General features: G+C 63.7%; 18 protein-coding genes and 1 other RNA gene. 9 read left to right on the plus strand and 10 right to left on the minus strand.

Annotated features, from left to right (window positions below):
* Positions 1–14: 14 nt before the first annotated feature.
* Both grpE and FPL11_RS09070 read right to left on the minus strand, forming a co-directional pair.
* Positions 15–599 (minus strand): nucleotide exchange factor GrpE, encoded by a 585-nt coding sequence (gene grpE / locus FPL11_RS09065; RefSeq protein WP_110882729.1) that lies wholly within the window; start codon positions 597–599, stop codon positions 15–17.
* Positions 600–643: 44 nt separating this feature from the next.
* A complete protein-coding gene (locus FPL11_RS09070; protein ID WP_144348324.1) occupies positions 644–1,525 on the minus strand; it encodes an HrcA family transcriptional regulator in 882 nt (293 codons plus the stop codon).
* Between the two features lie 121 nt (positions 1,526–1,646).
* Here FPL11_RS09070 and FPL11_RS09075 point away from each other — a divergent pair, with 121 nt between their 5' ends.
* Both FPL11_RS09075 and recN read left to right on the plus strand, forming a co-directional pair.
* Entirely contained in the window at positions 1,647–2,531 is an 885-nt protein-coding gene (locus tag FPL11_RS09075) for an NAD(+) kinase (RefSeq protein WP_144348325.1), read from the plus strand.
* Complete coding sequence (gene recN / locus FPL11_RS09080) at positions 2,525–4,195, plus strand: DNA repair protein RecN (protein ID WP_144348326.1); 1,671 nt, start codon at positions 2,525–2,527, stop codon at positions 4,193–4,195. Before FPL11_RS09075 ends, recN begins: the two co-directional genes overlap by 7 nt.
* On the opposite strand, the gene fur is transcribed toward recN, so the two are convergent.
* Positions 4,183–4,668, minus strand: coding sequence for a ferric iron uptake transcriptional regulator (gene fur, locus FPL11_RS09085; protein WP_110882722.1), 486 nt, complete (start codon positions 4,666–4,668; stop codon positions 4,183–4,185). The two genes, recN and fur, sit on opposite strands and share 13 nt — an antisense overlap.
* A gap of 80 nt (positions 4,669–4,748) precedes the next feature.
* Between fur and FPL11_RS09090 the strand changes: the two genes are divergently transcribed.
* The gene (locus FPL11_RS09090) at positions 4,749–5,087 is read left to right on the plus strand and encodes an outer membrane protein assembly factor BamE (protein WP_159308477.1); all 339 of its coding nucleotides are present in this window, start codon (positions 4,749–4,751) and stop codon (positions 5,085–5,087) included.
* Here FPL11_RS09090 and FPL11_RS09095 read toward each other — a convergent pair.
* Positions 5,084–5,407, minus strand: a complete 324-nt coding sequence (locus tag FPL11_RS09095; protein ID WP_144348327.1) for an RnfH family protein — start codon at positions 5,405–5,407, stop codon at positions 5,084–5,086. The genes FPL11_RS09090 and FPL11_RS09095 overlap by 4 nt on opposite strands.
* Positions 5,397–5,831, minus strand: coding sequence for a type II toxin-antitoxin system RatA family toxin (locus FPL11_RS09100; protein ID WP_144348328.1), 435 nt, complete (start codon positions 5,829–5,831; stop codon positions 5,397–5,399). The genes FPL11_RS09095 and FPL11_RS09100 overlap by 11 nt, the downstream gene beginning before the upstream one ends.
* A 117-nt stretch (positions 5,832–5,948) precedes the next feature.
* Here FPL11_RS09100 and smpB point away from each other — a divergent pair, with 117 nt between their 5' ends.
* The 4 genes from smpB (at position 5,949) to FPL11_RS09120 (ending at position 7,564) form a co-directional block, all read left to right on the plus strand.
* A complete protein-coding gene (gene smpB / locus FPL11_RS09105; RefSeq protein WP_110882891.1) occupies positions 5,949–6,437 on the plus strand; it encodes an SsrA-binding protein SmpB in 489 nt (162 codons plus the stop codon).
* A gap of 55 nt (positions 6,438–6,492) precedes the next feature.
* Positions 6,493–6,850, plus strand: a transfer-messenger RNA (tmRNA) gene (gene ssrA / locus FPL11_RS09110).
* Positions 6,851–6,939: 89 nt separating this feature from the next.
* The gene (locus FPL11_RS09115; protein ID WP_110882715.1) at positions 6,940–7,230 is read left to right on the plus strand and encodes a nucleotidyltransferase family protein; all 291 of its coding nucleotides are present in this window, start codon (positions 6,940–6,942) and stop codon (positions 7,228–7,230) included.
* The gene (locus FPL11_RS09120; protein ID WP_144348329.1) at positions 7,223–7,564 is read left to right on the plus strand and encodes a HepT-like ribonuclease domain-containing protein; all 342 of its coding nucleotides are present in this window, start codon (positions 7,223–7,225) and stop codon (positions 7,562–7,564) included. The genes FPL11_RS09115 and FPL11_RS09120 overlap by 8 nt, the downstream gene beginning before the upstream one ends.
* Positions 7,565–7,891: 327 nt before the next feature.
* On the opposite strand, the gene FPL11_RS09130 is transcribed toward FPL11_RS09120, so the two are convergent.
* Together FPL11_RS09130 and FPL11_RS09135 are read right to left on the minus strand one after the other, a co-directional pair.
* On the minus strand, positions 7,892–8,581 hold the full coding sequence (locus tag FPL11_RS09130; protein WP_144348331.1) for a type 1 glutamine amidotransferase domain-containing protein: 690 nt from the start codon (positions 8,579–8,581) through the stop codon (positions 7,892–7,894).
* Between the two features lie 73 nt (positions 8,582–8,654).
* Positions 8,655–10,658: a sensor domain-containing diguanylate cyclase gene (locus tag FPL11_RS09135; RefSeq protein ID WP_159308478.1), complete on the minus strand. Its 2,004-nt coding sequence runs from the start codon at positions 10,656–10,658 to the stop codon at positions 8,655–8,657.
* A 167-nt stretch (positions 10,659–10,825) separates the two neighbouring features.
* Between FPL11_RS09135 and FPL11_RS09140 the strand changes: the two genes are divergently transcribed.
* The gene (locus FPL11_RS09140) at positions 10,826–11,602 is read left to right on the plus strand and encodes an SDR family NAD(P)-dependent oxidoreductase (protein WP_144348333.1); all 777 of its coding nucleotides are present in this window, start codon (positions 10,826–10,828) and stop codon (positions 11,600–11,602) included.
* A gap of 16 nt (positions 11,603–11,618) precedes the next feature.
* Here FPL11_RS09140 and FPL11_RS09145 read toward each other — a convergent pair whose 3' ends face one another.
* On the minus strand, positions 11,619–12,095 hold the full coding sequence (locus FPL11_RS09145; RefSeq protein ID WP_144348334.1) for a universal stress protein: 477 nt from the start codon (positions 12,093–12,095) through the stop codon (positions 11,619–11,621).
* 161 nt (positions 12,096–12,256) lie between these two features.
* Between FPL11_RS09145 and FPL11_RS09150 the strand changes: the two genes are divergently transcribed.
* The gene (locus FPL11_RS09150; RefSeq protein WP_144348335.1) at positions 12,257–13,750 is read left to right on the plus strand and encodes a SulP family inorganic anion transporter; all 1,494 of its coding nucleotides are present in this window, start codon (positions 12,257–12,259) and stop codon (positions 13,748–13,750) included.
* Here FPL11_RS09150 and FPL11_RS09155 read toward each other — a convergent pair.
* Positions 13,747–14,937 carry an NAD(P)-binding protein gene (locus tag FPL11_RS09155; RefSeq protein ID WP_144348336.1) on the minus strand — a complete coding sequence of 397 codons (1,191 nt, stop codon included), beginning with the start codon at positions 14,935–14,937 and terminating at the stop codon, positions 13,747–13,749. The two genes, FPL11_RS09150 and FPL11_RS09155, sit on opposite strands and share 4 nt — an antisense overlap.
* A 2-nt stretch (positions 14,938–14,939) precedes the next feature.
* Positions 14,940–16,259 carry an acetamidase/formamidase family protein gene (locus tag FPL11_RS09160; RefSeq protein ID WP_144348337.1) on the minus strand — a complete coding sequence of 440 codons (1,320 nt, stop codon included), beginning with the start codon at positions 16,257–16,259 and terminating at the stop codon, positions 14,940–14,942.
* Positions 16,260–16,355 lie beyond the last annotated feature (96 nt).

The raw sequence follows: 16,355 nt of genomic DNA on the forward strand, positions 1-16,355 counted from the left end.
CGGCACCGGGTTTTTCAAGCCTCGTCGCCTGAATCCGCCGGGGCTTTGGCCACGATCACCCGCGCGGGGCGAAGCAGGCGGTCGCCAAGGCGATAGCCCTTCTGGATCACGCTGACCACGGTGTTGGGTGCCTGCTCGTCGGTTTCCTGCGCGGTCATGGCCTCATGCCGCTCGGGATCAAAGCGCTCGCCCTGGGGGTTGATGGCCTCGATGTTGAATTTCTCGAGGGCCTGGTCAAACATCCGCAGCGTCAGTTCCGAGCCCTCGGCCAGCCGCGCGGCATCGGCGTTTTCATCCCGCGCCGCCTGCAGGCCCATCTCGAGACTGTCCTTGACCGCGAGCAGCTCGCCGGCGAGCTTTTCCAGCGACTGCTGGCGGGCCGCCGCCACGTCCTTTTCGGCGCGCCGGCGCAGGTTTTCCATCTCGGCCCGGGCGCGCAGAAACTCACTCCAGTTCTCCTGGGCACGCGCCTCGGCCGCCTCAAGTTCGGCGCTGAGCGTTTCGGCGGTCTTCTCCTGGCTTTCCTCCGCGGCGCCGTTATCCGCCGCGTCCTGCTCCTGCGGACCGTTCCCGGCCGGCTTGTCGTCTTCGTCTGTCATGCGTCGCTCCGCTTTTGAAATGCACCTGTGCGCAGAGGTGGGGATCAATGCGTCGGTTTCAAGGCATGCCCGAGCAACCGGGCCGTGACATCGACGATCGGGATCACCCGGTCGTACTCCATGCGCGTGGGGCCGATCACCCCCAGCACCCCCAGCACATTGTCATCACTCTGATAGGTGGACGTGACCAGGCTCACGCCATCAAAGGCCTGATAGCCCGACTCCTGGCCGATGAAGATCTGCACGCCATCCGCCGACAGACAGCGATCGAGCAGATGCAGGATGTCGCGCTTGCGCCCGAATGCCTCGAACAGCTCCTTTAACTTTTCCACACTCGAGAGCTCGGCGAAGGTCATCAGATTGGTCTCACCGGCCATCACGAAATCATCGCTGGACTCGCCATCACCGGCGAACAGTGTCTGCGCCACGGCGATCGCCGAGGTCATCAGCTCGTTGATCGCCAGGATGCGGCGCTGGGCGAGCGGCAGGAATTCGATCTGGCGGATCGAGCCGAAGTCACGTTTCGGCAGCGTCACCACGCCGGCCAGATGCGTCAGCCCCGAGAGGATGTTGGACGCCGAATCCACCAGTGAGTCGGTACTGCCCTCGCCGTCCAGCCGAATCCGCAGATTATCCGCGTCAAGCCCGCTGTCCGGACGGGCGCTCAGCAGGGTGTCGACAAAAAACCGGTAGCCCCGATCGGTCGGAATCCGTCCCGCGGAGGTATGCGGCGAGTGGATGTAGCCCGCCTCCTCCAGATCGGCCATGACATTGCGGATCGAGGCCGCACTCAGATCCATGCCGGCCTCGCGCGTCAGGGCCCGCGACCCCACCGGCTGACCGTCACGGATATATCGATGCACAAGGGCCCGGAGCAGGTGCTGCGCACGAGCCCCGGACGGCCCGTCGCGATGTCGCTGAACCATACCGTCCTCCAGGGATTGGCACTCGTGACAGACGAGTGCCAAGGCAAGCTATCAACACCCCCCATGGCTGTCAATTTGCGGCCACCGTGCTAGGTTGTCGGCGAACTGTCGAGGGAATTGCATGCAACCGTTCCAACGTATCGCGATCACGGGCAAGCCGGGCGACCAGGCGGTCATCGATACGATTCGCAAGCTCATCCACGAGCTCGACGGACGCGGTCTCACCGTCTCCCTTGACGAGGCCATCGGCGATGCGACGGGTGCCTCCGCCACCCACCCCGTCGCCAGCCTCGACAGCCTCGCCCCGCGCATCGACCTGCTGATCGTCGTCGGCGGTGATGGCACGCTCCTGCACGCCGGTAAGCAGGTCGCCGCCCACCAGGTCCCGGTGCTGGGCATCAACCGTGGGCGGCTGGGATTTCTGGTCGATGTATCGCCGGACCGCTTCGACGAGATCATCCGCGTGATCGATGGCGACTGTCGTGTTGAGGAGCGGCTTGTGCTCGAGGCACGAGTCGTCCATGACGACGGCATCGTCGCCCACGCCCCCGCCATCAATGAAGTGGTCCTGCAGCGCTGGAACACCGCGCGAATGATCGAGTTCGAGACCTGGATCGACGGCGAGCCCTGCAACCGGCACCGCTCCGACGGCCTGATCATCTGCACGCCCACCGGCTCCACCGCCTATGCACTCTCGGGCGGCGGCCCCATCATGCACCCGGGGATCGATGCCGTGGCGCTGGTGCCGATTTCGCCCCACACCCTCAGCAATCGCCCCCTGGTGATCAGCGCCGGCAGCCATATCGAGGTGCGCGTCCAGCCCCAGTCCATCGAACAGGTGCATGTCAGCTGCGACAGCCAGACCAACCTGTCCCTGACCGCCGACGGTCGCCTCGACATCGTCGCCTACCCGCATGCACTGCGACTGGTGCATCCTCCCGGGCATCGCTATTTCGATATCCTGCGGGCGAAACTGCACTGGGGAGACGGCGCGCCACCATGCTGAAACGTATCGAAATCCGTGACTTCGCCATCATTGATCAACTCGGTCTGGATCTGGGCCCTGGCCTGACCACCCTCACCGGCGAGACCGGCGCCGGCAAATCCATCCTGCTCGACGCCCTGGGTCTCTGCCTGGGTGACCGCACCGATCGCTCCATGGTCCCGGCCGAGGCGGGGAAGAGCGAGGTGCATGGCCTGTTCGATGTGGCCGATACCCCGCGCGCCCGGGCATGGCTGACCGAGGAAGCGCTGGATGAGGACGATGAATGCCTGATCCGTCGGGTCGTGCAGAGCAACGGTCGCTCCCAGGCGTGGATCAACGGCCGCCCGGTCACCCGCCATCAGCTTGAGCAGCTGGGCGCGCTGCTCATGGGCATCCATGGCCAGCATGCCCATCAGGCACTGATGCGGCCGGACACCCAGCGGCGCACCCTGGATGGGTTCGCCGCTCACCCCCAGCGTCTTGAGGCGGTGGCGGAGCTGGCCCGACGCTGGCGCCGGGTGAGTGCAGAAATCGAGTCCCTGAGCGGTGGCAGCGCCGATCATCACGACCGGATCGAGCTCCTTCGCTACCAGCTCGACGAACTCGACGACGCCGCACCGAGCGCCGAGGAGATGGCCGAGCTCGAACGCGAGCAACGCCGGCTGGCGGGGGCTGGCGAGATCATCACGGCCTGTCAGCAAAGCCTCGAGGCCCTCTATGACGGCGAGACCAGTGCCCAGTCGCTGATCGCCACGGCCGAGCGCGAGCTCTCGGCACACGGCGATGTCGACGCCCGCATCGACGAGGTCCAGCAGCTGCTGACCACCGGCCAGGTCCAGATCGACGAGGCCTGTCAGGCCCTGCGCCAGTTCGCCGACCAGCTCGAAATGGACCCCGAGCGGCTCGAGGCGGTGGAAACACGACTCAGCCGGCTGCACGATCTGGCCCGCAAGCACCAGATCGAGCCCGAGGGCCTTGCCGAGCATGCCGAGGCGCTGCGCGCAGAGCTGGATCGCCTGACCTCGGCGGACGAGCGCCTTGTCACGCTCAACGCCGAAAAGGAAAAGCTTTTCAGTGACTACCGCGAGGCCGCCCAGACCCTCTCTGAGTCCCGACAGGCCGCGGCCGCCGCGCTAAGCGAACGGGTCGATAGCCTACTCGGCGAGCTGGGGATGGCGGGTGCGGCACTGATCATCGCAGTGGATCCCGACGATCAGGCGACCCCGTCCGAACACGGGATCGACCGGGTGCGCTTTGATGTACGCACCAACCCGGATCAGCGGCCCGCCCCGCTACAGAAAGTGGCATCCGGCGGCGAGCTCTCGCGCATCGGGCTGGCGCTGGAGGTGGCCACCGCGGATACCGCCGAGCTGCCATCGCTGATCTTTGACGAGGCGGACACCGGCATTGGCGGCGCCGTCGCCGAAGTGGTCGGCCGCCAGCTGCGGGCCCTGTCGGCGCATCATCAGGTGATCTGCATCACCCATCTGCCTCAGGTGGCCGCTCAGGGCATGCATCAACTCCAGGTGGACAAGCGCCAGAATGAGTCAGGCCGCACCGTCACTGATGTCCGGCCACTCGTCGGAGATCAGCGTGTCCACGAAATCGCCCGTATGCTCGGCGGTCTCGAGATCACCGAGAACACCCTCAACCACGCCCGCGAAATGCTCGATCAGGCCGACTGATCCCCGCGCCGTGCCACCCGGGCACAATCCGGACAGCGCCCGTAGAGGATGAGCGAGTGGCTGTGGAGCTCGTAGCCCGAGACCGCGGCGACATCCACCTGACGACGCTCAATGACCCGATCCTTGAATTCCTCGACCTTGCCGCAGTCGACGCAGACCAGATGGTCGTGATGGATCCCCGAGTTGAGTTCGAACACCGCGCGATCGCTGTCGAAGTTGTGACGGATCACGATGCCCGCCTCGGCAAACTGGGTGAGCACGCGGTAGACCGTCGCCAGGCCGATGTCCTCACCGTCGTCGTGGAGGCGCTGATAGACCTCTTCGGCGGCAAGGTGGGCGCGCTCGCGGCCGGCAAGAATGCGCAGGATCTTGAGTCGCGGTGCGGTGGCCTTGAGCCCGGCGCGCCGGAGCTCGTCCGACTCGTGACTGATTTCCCAGGGAATGTGTGAGGCGGGACGGGCTTGGGTTACCATGTCGCAAAACCACTCAGGACGACGCTTTCTTTATAATGATTTCAGTATACACCGGCAAACGGATCGTCGCAGCCCTGCTCGTGTCAGCGGCGCTTGCGGGGTGTGCCAGCACCGTCGAGGAGCTGCCCATTCTCTATAAACCGGAGATCCGGCAGGGCACGCTCTTTGACGAGGCCGACGTGGACGAGTTGCGGGCGGGGATGACCCGCCGCCAGGTGCGCTTTGTCCTGGGCCCACCCACCATTGATGACCCGTTTACCGATGACCGCTGGGATTATGTCTATGAGGTGGAGCCACGCAGCGCCGATGTCGAGGCCGTCTCGCGCCGACTGACGCTGACCTTCGACGCCAACGGTCTGGCCACGGCCCGCGGCGATTTCGTTGACGCCGACCACCCACTGGCGGGAACGGCGCGCTAGCGCTTCTGGGCCTGGCGCTGCGCCCGGGCGCGATGACGCCGCTGGGCCTTGGGATCGATCTGCAGGGGGCGATAGACCTCGACGCGATCGCCCGGCGCCAGAGGGGTTTCGGCGCTGACCGGCTCTGCAAATATCCCGACGCCGGCCGCGTCAATATCCAGTTCCGGGATGTCGTCGAGCAGGCCCGATTGCTCAACCGCCGCCCGTGCCGTGGTGCCAGCCTGTACGCGCAGGGCAATGAGCCATTGACGATCCGGTCGCGCATAGGCGACCTCGACATCGATCCAGTCGTCGGGCCCGTGGCGGTGGTCAGCGGCCATAGCGCTCGTCAGCCCGGTTGACGAACGAATCCACCAACGTCCCGGCGACCTGAGTGAATACCTTCCCGAAGGCCATGGCCAGCAGCCGGCTGGAGAACTCGAACTCAAGATCCACCGAAACCTTGCAGGCCCCCTCGCCCATGGGCTCGAAACGCCAGAACCCCTCGAGGTGGCGAAACGGCCCCTCGATGAGGCGGATCTCGATCATCTTGCCGGGCTGACGATGGTTGCGGGTGACGAAGGACTTCTCGAATCCCGCCTTCGAGAAAAGCAGCTCACCGACCACCCGGTCATCGGTGCGCTCGCGCTCGCGGCTGCGCTTTACCCACGGGAGATAGTCCTCGTAATGGGCTACGTCATCGACCAGATCGAACATCTGCTCGGCGGAATGCCGGACGATGGCGGAGCGGGAAACGGTGGTCATGCGCTGTGCTCGAGAGTTGCCGGTCAATAAGCGCCAGAGGATATCAGACTCCGCGCGGCGGCTCACCGCCGGCCCGGCGCCTTGGATGCCACTGCCCGGCGCCGTTAGACTGTGGGGGTGAGTAAGAAATCAGGCAAAAAGAAACCCGGTGACGGCGGCTCGTCCATCGTCGTCAATCGAAGGGCGCGGTTCGAGTTTTTCATCGAAGAGCGCTTCGAGGCAGGGCTCGTGCTCGAAGGCTGGGAGGTCAAGAGCCTGCGGGCCGGACGCGCCAATCTGACCGAGGCGTATGTCTTCATCCGCAATGGCGAGGCCTATCTGATCGGCTGCAACCTGCCGCCGCTGCCAACCGCGTCCACGCATATCCACCCCGACCCCACCCGGACGCGCAAGCTGTTGCTGCACCAAAAGGAGCTGGCGAAGCTTGTCGGCGCGACCGAGCAGCGCGGATACACGGTGGTGCCGTTGGATATGCACTGGTCGCGTGGCCGCGCAAAGCTGACCATCGGCCTTGCGAAGGGCAAAAAACAGCACGACAAGCGCGCCGATAAAAAGGAACGCGACTGGCAGCGCGAGAAGGAACGCCTGCTCAAGCACCGCGTGTAGCCGCCGGCCCTTCCCCCGGAACTCCGCAACCGCTACCCTGTCCACTCTGATATCTGGGGACGACATGGCTTCGACGAAGGTCGCAAAGCTCCAGGTGCATGCCGGGGATGTCACTCAACCTCGTTAAAAACGTGACAAAAAAGATAGTTGCCAACGACGACAACTTCGCTCTCGCGGCCTAAACACCCGTGAGCTGTCCACACTTGGTCGCCTGTGGTTGGGTGTCGGACAGGCATATTACACAGGCTAGCCCCGCGGGGAGCCCGGACCCGCGCGGCGAAACCTGACGGGATCGCGGCAACCAGACCCTGGCCGTTGGGTCGGTGGCTGCTAAAACTAAAGACGGCGCTAAGCATGTAGACCCTGTAGTGGAGGTCCTTCGGACGCGGGTTCGATTCCCGCCGTCTCCACCAACACCTGAAACCCCGCTGCGGCGGGGTTTTTTATTGGCGGCTGAGAGAGTGTTAGTTTGCGGTATCAAGACACCGTCTAAGGAAGAACAATGAACAAACACCGCGCACTCGAGCTATTGAAACAGAGCAAGCCTGAGCTCGAAGCTCGTTTCGGTGTCACTCGGCTCGCGCTTTTCGGATCAACCGCCCGAGACGCCACGAACGTTGGCAGCGATGTAGACGTACTGGTTGCCTTCGATGGTCCGGCTACCTCTAAACGCTACTTTGGCGTGCAGTTCTACCTGGAGGACCTCCTCGACTGCCCAGTCGACTTAGTGACAGAAAAGGCACTTCGCCCAGAGCTCCGTCCATTTATTGAGCACGAGCGAGTCAATGTCTGAAGGCGGGCAACGTCAATGGCGTTTTTATCTGGACGACATGACTGAGTTCGCCGAGAAAGTACTCGCGTACACCGATGGCCTGGACCAAGAAAGTTTTGTAGCCAGCGGTATAACCTATGACGCAACATTAAGGAATCTCGAATTGATTGGGGAAGCCGCCAGGCATGTACCTCATGAAATTCGCACCGATCGCCCGCAAATCCCGTGGCGAATGATCATTGCCACTCGTAACCGCCTGATACATGGCTATCTGGGTATAGATCAAGACACCCTCTGGAGCATCATTCAAGATGACATTCCCGAGCTCGTGCGAGTCTTGAAGGATGCGAAGTAGGGACTCAAACAGGCTCCTTGGTCGCGTTATGTCAACGGCCGCCTGGATCGAGTCCTGAGCTGTCTATCTTGACTGTTTTGTTATGAAGGAAAGCTTAGGTGACTATCCGAGGGCCTTTTCACCGCTTTCGGCTCTTCCAGGTTCCGCCATACTGATACGAGTCGGGATGCATCGGCTTGATCGTTTTCAGACAGGCCCCGCAGACAAAAACCCAGTCGGAGCCTGCGCCGTAGCGACACCGGTAGAGGACATCCCCGGGGCGGTCACACTCGGCGCAGGTTTTCGTTCGTCGACGCATGGGCATCCCTCATCGCGCCTTCATGCCGCCTACCGCTTCCCGAGCCACTCCAGCAGCGCCTGTGCGGTCGGTGCGGAGGACGGCGGGTTCTGACCAGTGATCAGTTGTCCATCCACACGCACGTAGGGCGCGAAGTCATCCGCCTTGGCGTAGTCGGCTCCGCAGGCCTGCAGTGCGTCCTCCACCCGATGAGGCACGACGTCGGTCAGGCCCACCGCAGCTTCCTCGCCATTGGTGAAGCCCGTCACCTCGCGCCCCTTTACGAGCGGCTCACCCGCCTCGGTCCGGGCGCCAACCAGCACGATCGGTGCGTGGCAGACGCTCGCCACCGGCTTACCCTGGGTGATGAAGGTCTCGATCAGACGGATCGAGTCGGCATCTTCAGCCAGGTCCCACAGCGGGCCGTGGCCCCCGGGGTAGAACACGGCGTCAAAGTCATCGGCAGTCATCTCACTGAGGCGATGCGTGCTGGCCAGTGCCGCCTGAGCCTCAGCGTCGGATTCGAAACGCCGCGTGGCCTCGGTATGACTCTCCTCGGCGTCGCTGGACGGATCCACCGGCGGCTGACCGCCCATGGGCGAGGCCAGCGTCAGGGAGACGCCCGCATCCTTGAGCACATAGTAAGGCGCGGCCAGTTCCTCGAGCCAGAAACCGGTTTTTTTCCCGGTGTCCCCCAGCTGATCGTGCGAGGTAAGGACGATTAACACGTTTTCAGACATCGATACTCCGTTGTCTTTGGTCAGATCGCCATGACGCTACACCTGCCCAGGGGCTTTTCATACAGCCGCGGCGTTAATCCGGTCGTGCCCCCTGTTGCACCGTCCGGTTACGGCCCGCCCGTTTGCCGGCGTACATACAGTCATCCACGCGTTTTAGGAGTGCTCGTAGCGTCTCGTGACCGTAACAGCCAACGACCCCCAAGCTGATGGTCACTGGTGTTGGCACACCGAGGTCAGCGCCTTCAACGCCGCATCGCAGGGCTTCTGCTACCTGGTATCCACTGGCCTCATCCGTGGCGGGCAGCAGAACGAGAAACTCCTCCCCACCCCAGCGCGCAAGGGCATCAACCCGGCGAAGCCGCTGGTTGGCGAGCGCCGCCAGCGTCTTCAGTACAGTATCCCCGGCATCATGACCGTACCGATCATTAACCCGCTTGAAATGATCCACGTCGAACAGAATCAGGCTGAACACCCCGCCATGCCGTTGAACGCGCTGCATCTCGGCGTTCAGAAGCTCTATCATCCGCCACCGGTTCCAGATCCCGGTCAATTCATCATGAGCCGCCCGGTATTCAAGGTGAGCCTCCGCTTCGCGCTGCCGCGTGATATCGACGCCTGAGGCGAGTATGCCGGTAACCTGACCGGCGGCATCCCTGAACGGGACATTGCGAAATGCAATGGTTCGTTTTTCGCCTTTCGCCGTCACAATGTGATTTTCATGGTATTCCGTTTGTTGGGTATCTCCTCGCCGCAACGCCGCGAAGACCCCCTCGAGGCGAGATTTTTCTTCCGGCGGCAGAAAGGCATCAAACCATCGTGTGCCAACGATCGCTTCACGCGGGAGGCCGATCAGCTCACAACCGTATTCATTGATCTCGGTGATCGCTCCGGTGATATCCATGAAAAGGATCATGACCGGCGCCGTTTGGAAGTAAGCCTCGGTCTGATCGCGTGCCTGCTGAAGCGCCTTAATGGCAGCCTTTTTCTCAGAAATATCACGCACCATCATTTGAACAATCACATCATCACCCAGATCGATCCGGCTCAACTGGACTTCCGCCGGGAACACACGGCCCGTCGCCGTTTCGTGATACCACTCGAACAGCGACTGGCCGCAGTCAAGGGCATGTTGAGTCCAACGCTGCGTGGCGTCGGCGGAGGGTTCGCCATCAGGCTGGGTCGTGGGCGATAGGGCAGCAGGCGTCGCATAGCCACGAAGGAACTGCCCGGAGTCATGGACTTCGAAGAGTGCCAGCGCGGCGGAGTTGACGGCCGTAAAATACCCTTCCGCGGCCATCAGCATGACCGCATCGCGGGAGGCCTCAAACACCGCGCAATAGATGGATGGATCCGCGTCGCACCTACGCCGGCCGTAAGCCTGGGCGCCCATGCGCTCAAAGCTCGCATGATCGACGTAGAAGCGCTCGATGTCATGGCCGATGATCTCGTCAGCCGATTGCCCCTGGATGGTCTCGAAGGCGGCGTCGATCCGCTGAATGCGCCGCTGATGATCGATAAAGGCGACGCCTCCCCGAGGGCGCCCGGCCTCTCGCTCGAGCGTATGGCGCGTTGCCGCGGTGGCCTGTTGCGGCCCTGGCGCTGCATCGCACGGCTCCAAGGATTGGGACACCCATACGGATGCAATCAGGGCCTGGAGTTTTTCCGTTTCATCCAGCAACGATTGCCGCGCCGCGAGAGATGAATTGACGTCGCTATAAATACAGACAAGGTAGTCACCCTCGCCGCCAGGTGCGCGGGTTGGCAGGACGCTACAGTCCACCTGATAGGCGATGCCGTCGCGACGCAGGCCCCAGACGACCGCAACACGACAGCTATCGGCGGATAAATTGGCCCTGAGGTTGTCGATCATCCCCCGCTCGCCCAGCGGCGCCGGTGGCATACCGGCGCGGGTCGCGATCAGCTGCTCAGACGGGCAGCCGATCAGACGCGCGAACGCCTCATTGACATCGCAGACCATCGGCCCGGGCGGTTCCGGCACGGCGTGGATGGTACACACGGGATATTCCGACTGCGCGATACAGCGACTCAATGAATCAGCCATTTCTGTACCTGTCATACCCATCTTCCTTGAAAATTTCTGCTAAAGGCCATCCGTGTCGCCACACAATGGATTGATTGCCCGGATTTAACAATGCAGTTGGATAACGGTGTTGATCCACCGCGGACCCGCCTTTTCGCCTGCATACATTACGGTTTATTTCACCTCAATAGAGGAGAAGACCCATGGAACTGAAAGGAAAGACGGCACTGGTCACCGGCGGTGGGCGCGGAATCGGCGAAGGAATCGCCATCGCACTGGCAAAAGCCGGCGCCGACGTGATGATCGCGGACCTCGATGTCGAGATTGCCCGGGAAACCGCCACTCGGGTGGAGGAGACAGGCCGGCGCAGCGGCGCTTTCCAGGTCGACGTGTCCGACCCGGAATCGGTCAATGAGCTGATTGACAGCGTGGTCGCGCAGGCGGGACAGCTGGATATCGCCGTCAACAACGCCGGGGTTCTCAGCATTGGTTCGGTCGACGAACTCTCCATTGATGACTGGGACTGGATCATGAAGGTCAATGCGAAGGGCGTATTCCTCTGCTCGCAGGCGGAGCTGGCCGTCATGCGGCCGCGGCGCTACGGTCGCATCATCAATGTGGCCTCGATCGCCGGCAAGGTCGGCTTCCCGGACCTGTCCCACTACACCGCGTCGAAGTTCGCCGTCATCGGCTTCACCAACGCGATCGCCAAGGAGGTCGCCGCCGAGGGGGTGACGGTGAATGCTCTGTGCCCGGGCATTGTCGGGACCGGCATGTGGCGCGGCGAGGACGGCCTTGCCGGCCGCTGGCGCCACGAAGGCGAAACCGAGGCCGAATCCTGGGAGCGCCACCAGAAGACATTGCTCCCGCAGGGTGAGGCCCAGACCCCTGAGGACATGGGCCAGCTCGCCGTGTATCTGGCGACCGCTCAGCATGTCACAGGGCAGGCGATGGCCGTCGACGGCGGCTTTTCGCTATAAAAGCCGCAGCCCCGCCTCAGGCGGGGTTGTCTCCCACCGGGGGCAGATGGCGTTTCTGCTCCTCGGCCAGATCCACATCGTGCACGACCAGAATCGGCTGATCGGCATGCCGGACGAGCCATTCCGTCGCCGAGCCGTGCAGGAATTGCTGAAACCCGGTCCGGCTGCGCGTGCCCATGGCAATCAGATCAGCCTTCCACTGTTTGGCCTGATCACTGATGGTCTCCGCCGGGTTGCCCACCGCAACGGCCTGCTCCTCATCATCGCGCTGCCAGGTCGCGAGCCTGCGACTGGCCTCATCCTCGGCCTTGCTGCGCTCATCCCGCGCGTGGGTCGGATTAATGACGGGATTGGCCGTCGCCGAGGCGATATCACTCGGATTGACCACGTAGAGCAGGCGGATGACCGCGCCGGGGTGATAGGCCCGCGTGACCGCAAGCGCCCGCGCCGAAGCGGTTGTGAAGTTGACCGGTACCAGAATGCGCTGCTGCATGGCTCCTCAGCCTGTTGATCGATAAAGCTGCATGGTAACGGAAATATCGATGCACCAGGCATCATCGCCCATCGCCACTTGCCGCGGTGCAGCAACTGCCGTAGCTTACGCAGCCTCCCGCCCGCGGATGGCCTCACCGGCAGTATTAAGGAACGAGCGACTTGGTTGATCGAGCGACGAACTATTGGGCGACGCTTCGCCGCAGCTGGTTTTCGAACGTGCGCGGCGACCTTGTCGCCGGCATCGTCGTGGCCCTCGCACTGATTCCGGAGGCGATCGCCTTTTCGATCATCGCCGGCGTCGATCCTGCCGTCGGGCTTTACGCCTCGTTCTCAATGGCCGTGGTCATCGCGTTCACCGGTGGACGACCCGGCATGATATCGGCCGCCACCGGGGCCATGGCACTGGTCATGATCAACCTGGTCGCCGAGCACGGTGTCGAATACCTGTTTGCCGCGACAATACTCACGGGCGTGCTGCAGGTGGTCTTCGGTCGGCTGAGGCTCGCGCGGTACATGATGTTCATCCCGCGCACGGTCATGCAGGGGTTCGTCAACGCACTGGCCATCCTGATCTTCATGGCCCAGGTGCCGCATTTCGTCGGCCACGGTACACCCACCTATCTGATGGTGATCGGCGGACTCGCCATTCTGTATCTGTTCCCGTACATCAACCGGACCGTTCCCCCGGCGCTTGTCACCATCGTCACGCTCACCGGCGTGGCGTACTTCCTGGACATGCCCCTGAATACCGTCGGCGATATGGGTGAACTGCCGAGCGGGTTACCGGTATTCGGGATCCCCATGGTGCCGATGAACCTCGAGACCCTTCAGATCATCCTGCCGACCGCGCTGACCCTCACCATCGTCGGGCTGCTCGAGTCACTGCTCACCGCCTCGATCGTCGACGATCTCACCGACACACCAAGCAAGAAAAACCGCGAGTGCATCGGCCAGGGCATCGGCAACTGCGTCACCGGGCTGTTCGGCGGCATGGCGGCCTGTGCAATGATCGGTCAGTCGATCATCAACGTTAAGTCCGGCGGGCGCGGACGGCTCTCCAGTCTCGCTGCCGGGGTGTATCTGCTCTGTTTCATCGTTTTCTTCGGGGACCTGGTCTCGATGATCCCGATGCCGGCGTTGGTCTCAGTGATGATCATGGTGTCCATCGGCACCTTCGACTGGAGTACCTTTGGCATGCTCCGCAGAATGCCACGGACCGACGCCTTTGTGCTGATCGTCACCGTCGCCACCGTTGTCCTCACCCATGACCTCGCCAAGGGCGTGCTGGCCGGTGTCCTGCTGAGCGCGGTGTTCTTTGTGCGTAAGCTGGCCCGACAGATCACCGTCACCTGTACGGACAGCGACGATGGCCAACACCGTGTCTATCACGTCAACGGTGTGCTGTTTTTTGTGGCGGTGGACAACTTCCTCTCAGGGTTCGATTTTGCCGCCGACGTACCGCAGGTCACCATCGACCTCACCCACACGACCCTCTGGGACAGTTCCGCGGTCGGGGCGGTGGATCGTGTGGTCGGCAAGCTCCGTCGCAACGGCGCCGAGGTCGCGGTCCGTCACCCCGAGGGCCAGGGCGCCCTTCTCATGGACGCCATGGCCGCGTACGACGACCCCAAGGCAGGCGCCTCGCAGCACTAGCGCGAGCAAGTGCCGACCATCGCATCGGCGACTTCGACACCGGACACCAACGCCGACTCGCAGCTGCCCATTCGCGCGGCGGTGCGGACGTAATCCCCACAGAACGCCACACGGGCGTCGGGGCACACCGCCAGGGCCTGCGGCAGTGGCTCGCCCTGCGGAAAGGCATTCCCCCAGCGATGCAGCAGCGGGCCGAAGGCGTAGTCGGCGTTGCTGGCGGCCGGCAGACCGGGAATGCCATCAAGCGCGACGAGCATTTCCTCGATGATCGCGGCCTCCCGGGCAGTATCCGAGGACGCATCGCCCACCCGCGCGGCACTCGACGAGCTCCCGTGCACGCCTGCGTTGCCCGCGGCATAGTCGCCGGTGGAGTGCAGCACCACCGCACAGCGCGCCTCACCACAGGGCTGGATGGAGATTTTCGAGAGCACCGCGTGATCGGCGACCACTGCGTCCCTGAACGCCAGGCTCTGCCATTGGGCGGCGAGGTCGCCCGTGCAGTACAGCAGGACCGTCAGCACCGGCGCCGCCGTCTGCTGGGCCACCACCTCGAGGGCGTCGTTCAGCCGCGCATCCCCCAGGTCGGAGGCAGCCCCGACCAGCGGCGGCTCGCCGCCGAACGTCGCCGACCAGCGCGGATGGGCGATGCCACTGCCGGCCGCGATCAGCCAGTCGGCCCGTCCGATCTCCTCGCCGTTTTTATCCGACAGCACCCACGGATCGTCAGATGCCCGACCACGACTGAGGCCCCTGACCATGCTCGAGTAATGCGTCGTGACGGGTGAGAGCAGACGGTTTTCGTCATCACGCAGCAGATCGCCGGCGATGTTCGCCATCTCGCTATCCCGGCCCGTGATCAGAGCCGTGCCAGGCTCCTGCCGGCGCGGCGCAACAGCGCCGGTCGCTCCATCCAGGGTGCATCGTGGCCCCGTATAGGCCGTCGTGGCATCGCCCAGTGATGCCAGCAGCTCCCGTCCCGTGCGGGTTGAGATATCCGCATAAGGGGCCCCGTGGTTGATGCGCAGCTCGGGAATCGACCGCGTTCGACGGGTGGCGGCCCGGCCACCGGGGCCGCGACCGATTTCATACAGGCTGATCGGGCTGAAGGCATCGGGCCTGGTGAGGGCCAGCCGGCGCGCCACCGACGCGCCGGCGATGCCGTTACCGATAATGGCGACACTCGACATGTTCACACCAGACCATACTGCTCGCGGGCATAGTCACCCAGACCCACCGCATCCAGTCGCGCCAGCGGCGCCAGAAAGGTCACCTGAATCACCCCGGGCGCCCGACCGATCTCGATGGCGCCGTTGACGGTGGCGCGGTTGCGCACCTCGGGCACGGACAACCCGAGCAGCCGGGCCGCGCGTTCCAGCCCGTTATCAATGGCGTCGTTGAGGTTGGCGGCCGTGCCAATCACCGAGATGGGTGCGGTCGGTTCAATGGGCCCAGTGCCCCAGCGGTTGGCCAGCCGCTCTCCCCTCGCCTTTTCCTCGTCGCTGAATGGCCGGGCCATGGGCGGCAGGTCTTCAACCAGCGGAAAGAGGACCGGGCCATCGATGGGGTAGTCTTTCAGCACCTCCACCTGCAGCGTGACGCTTCCCGCCACGTCCATGGTGTGACCGGCGATTTCGCCATCGCCCTGTCCGGCATGCATGTCCCCCAGATAGAGCCCGCCCCCGTTGACCTTCACCGGCGCCACCAGGATCGCGCCGGCCCGCACCGCATCAATGTCGAGGTGGCCGTCGGTCTTGTGCTCGACCAGCTCCGCCTGGGTGATCGAGTAATCATGGGGCGCGCCCACCAGAAAGGCGCCGAAATCGCCGGCGTTGTGACTGTCTGGCAGCGCCCGGGAGGGGCAGCTCCCAAGCTGGCCGAGGAATGGACGCAAACGGATGAGCGTCGCCGGCATGTCGGCCGGGGCGTAATGGAGCACGGAGTGCTGATGGCTGCCATCCGGTAGCGCCGCATAATGATCCGCATCGTGACCCACCGTTTCGGCGGCGGCCGGGGGCAGGGTCACGCCCACATGGCGGCTGTCATCAAAGGCGACGGTATAGCCATGGACGATCTCGAAGGGTTTTACCGGCTGATTGCAGGCATCACAGCGCACCGAGTCCTGTCCGATCCCCTCGATATGCGTCGCCGGCCAGAGGGTGTCGCACTGCGGACAGCGGGCGGCGACGTAGGGATCACCCAGGCAGAACCCCTCGGGCGAACTGTCGTGGCCCGACGCGGTTGCCAGCGAGGTGACGGTGATGTCGCGGATGCGCACCACAAGCCCGTCTCCCACTCGGGCACCGACAACCTCGACGGGACGGGTGACCTCGTGCCCGCCCCGCAGGCTTGGCGTGATCATCGGGCCCCAGCAGCCGGGCGCCGTATTGGCGATGATGGTGCCACCGTCCTCGACCGGACCGAGCATGCGGGCCTCGGGATCGATGACGCTGTTGGTGTACTCGTTCACGACGACACTGCGGTGTCCGGACGCTTTGACCTTGTCGAGCATGGCGACCTCTATTGGTTTGGAAGGGAATCGGTTCTGAGACTACCACCGCCCATCGTGGCTGTCGCGAGTGCTGACGGGCGGCGACCGCCGTCAGGA

The sequence above is a fragment of the Spiribacter aquaticus genome, assembly GCF_007625215.1.
Lineage (GTDB): Bacteria > Pseudomonadota > Gammaproteobacteria > Nitrococcales > Nitrococcaceae > Spiribacter > Spiribacter roseus.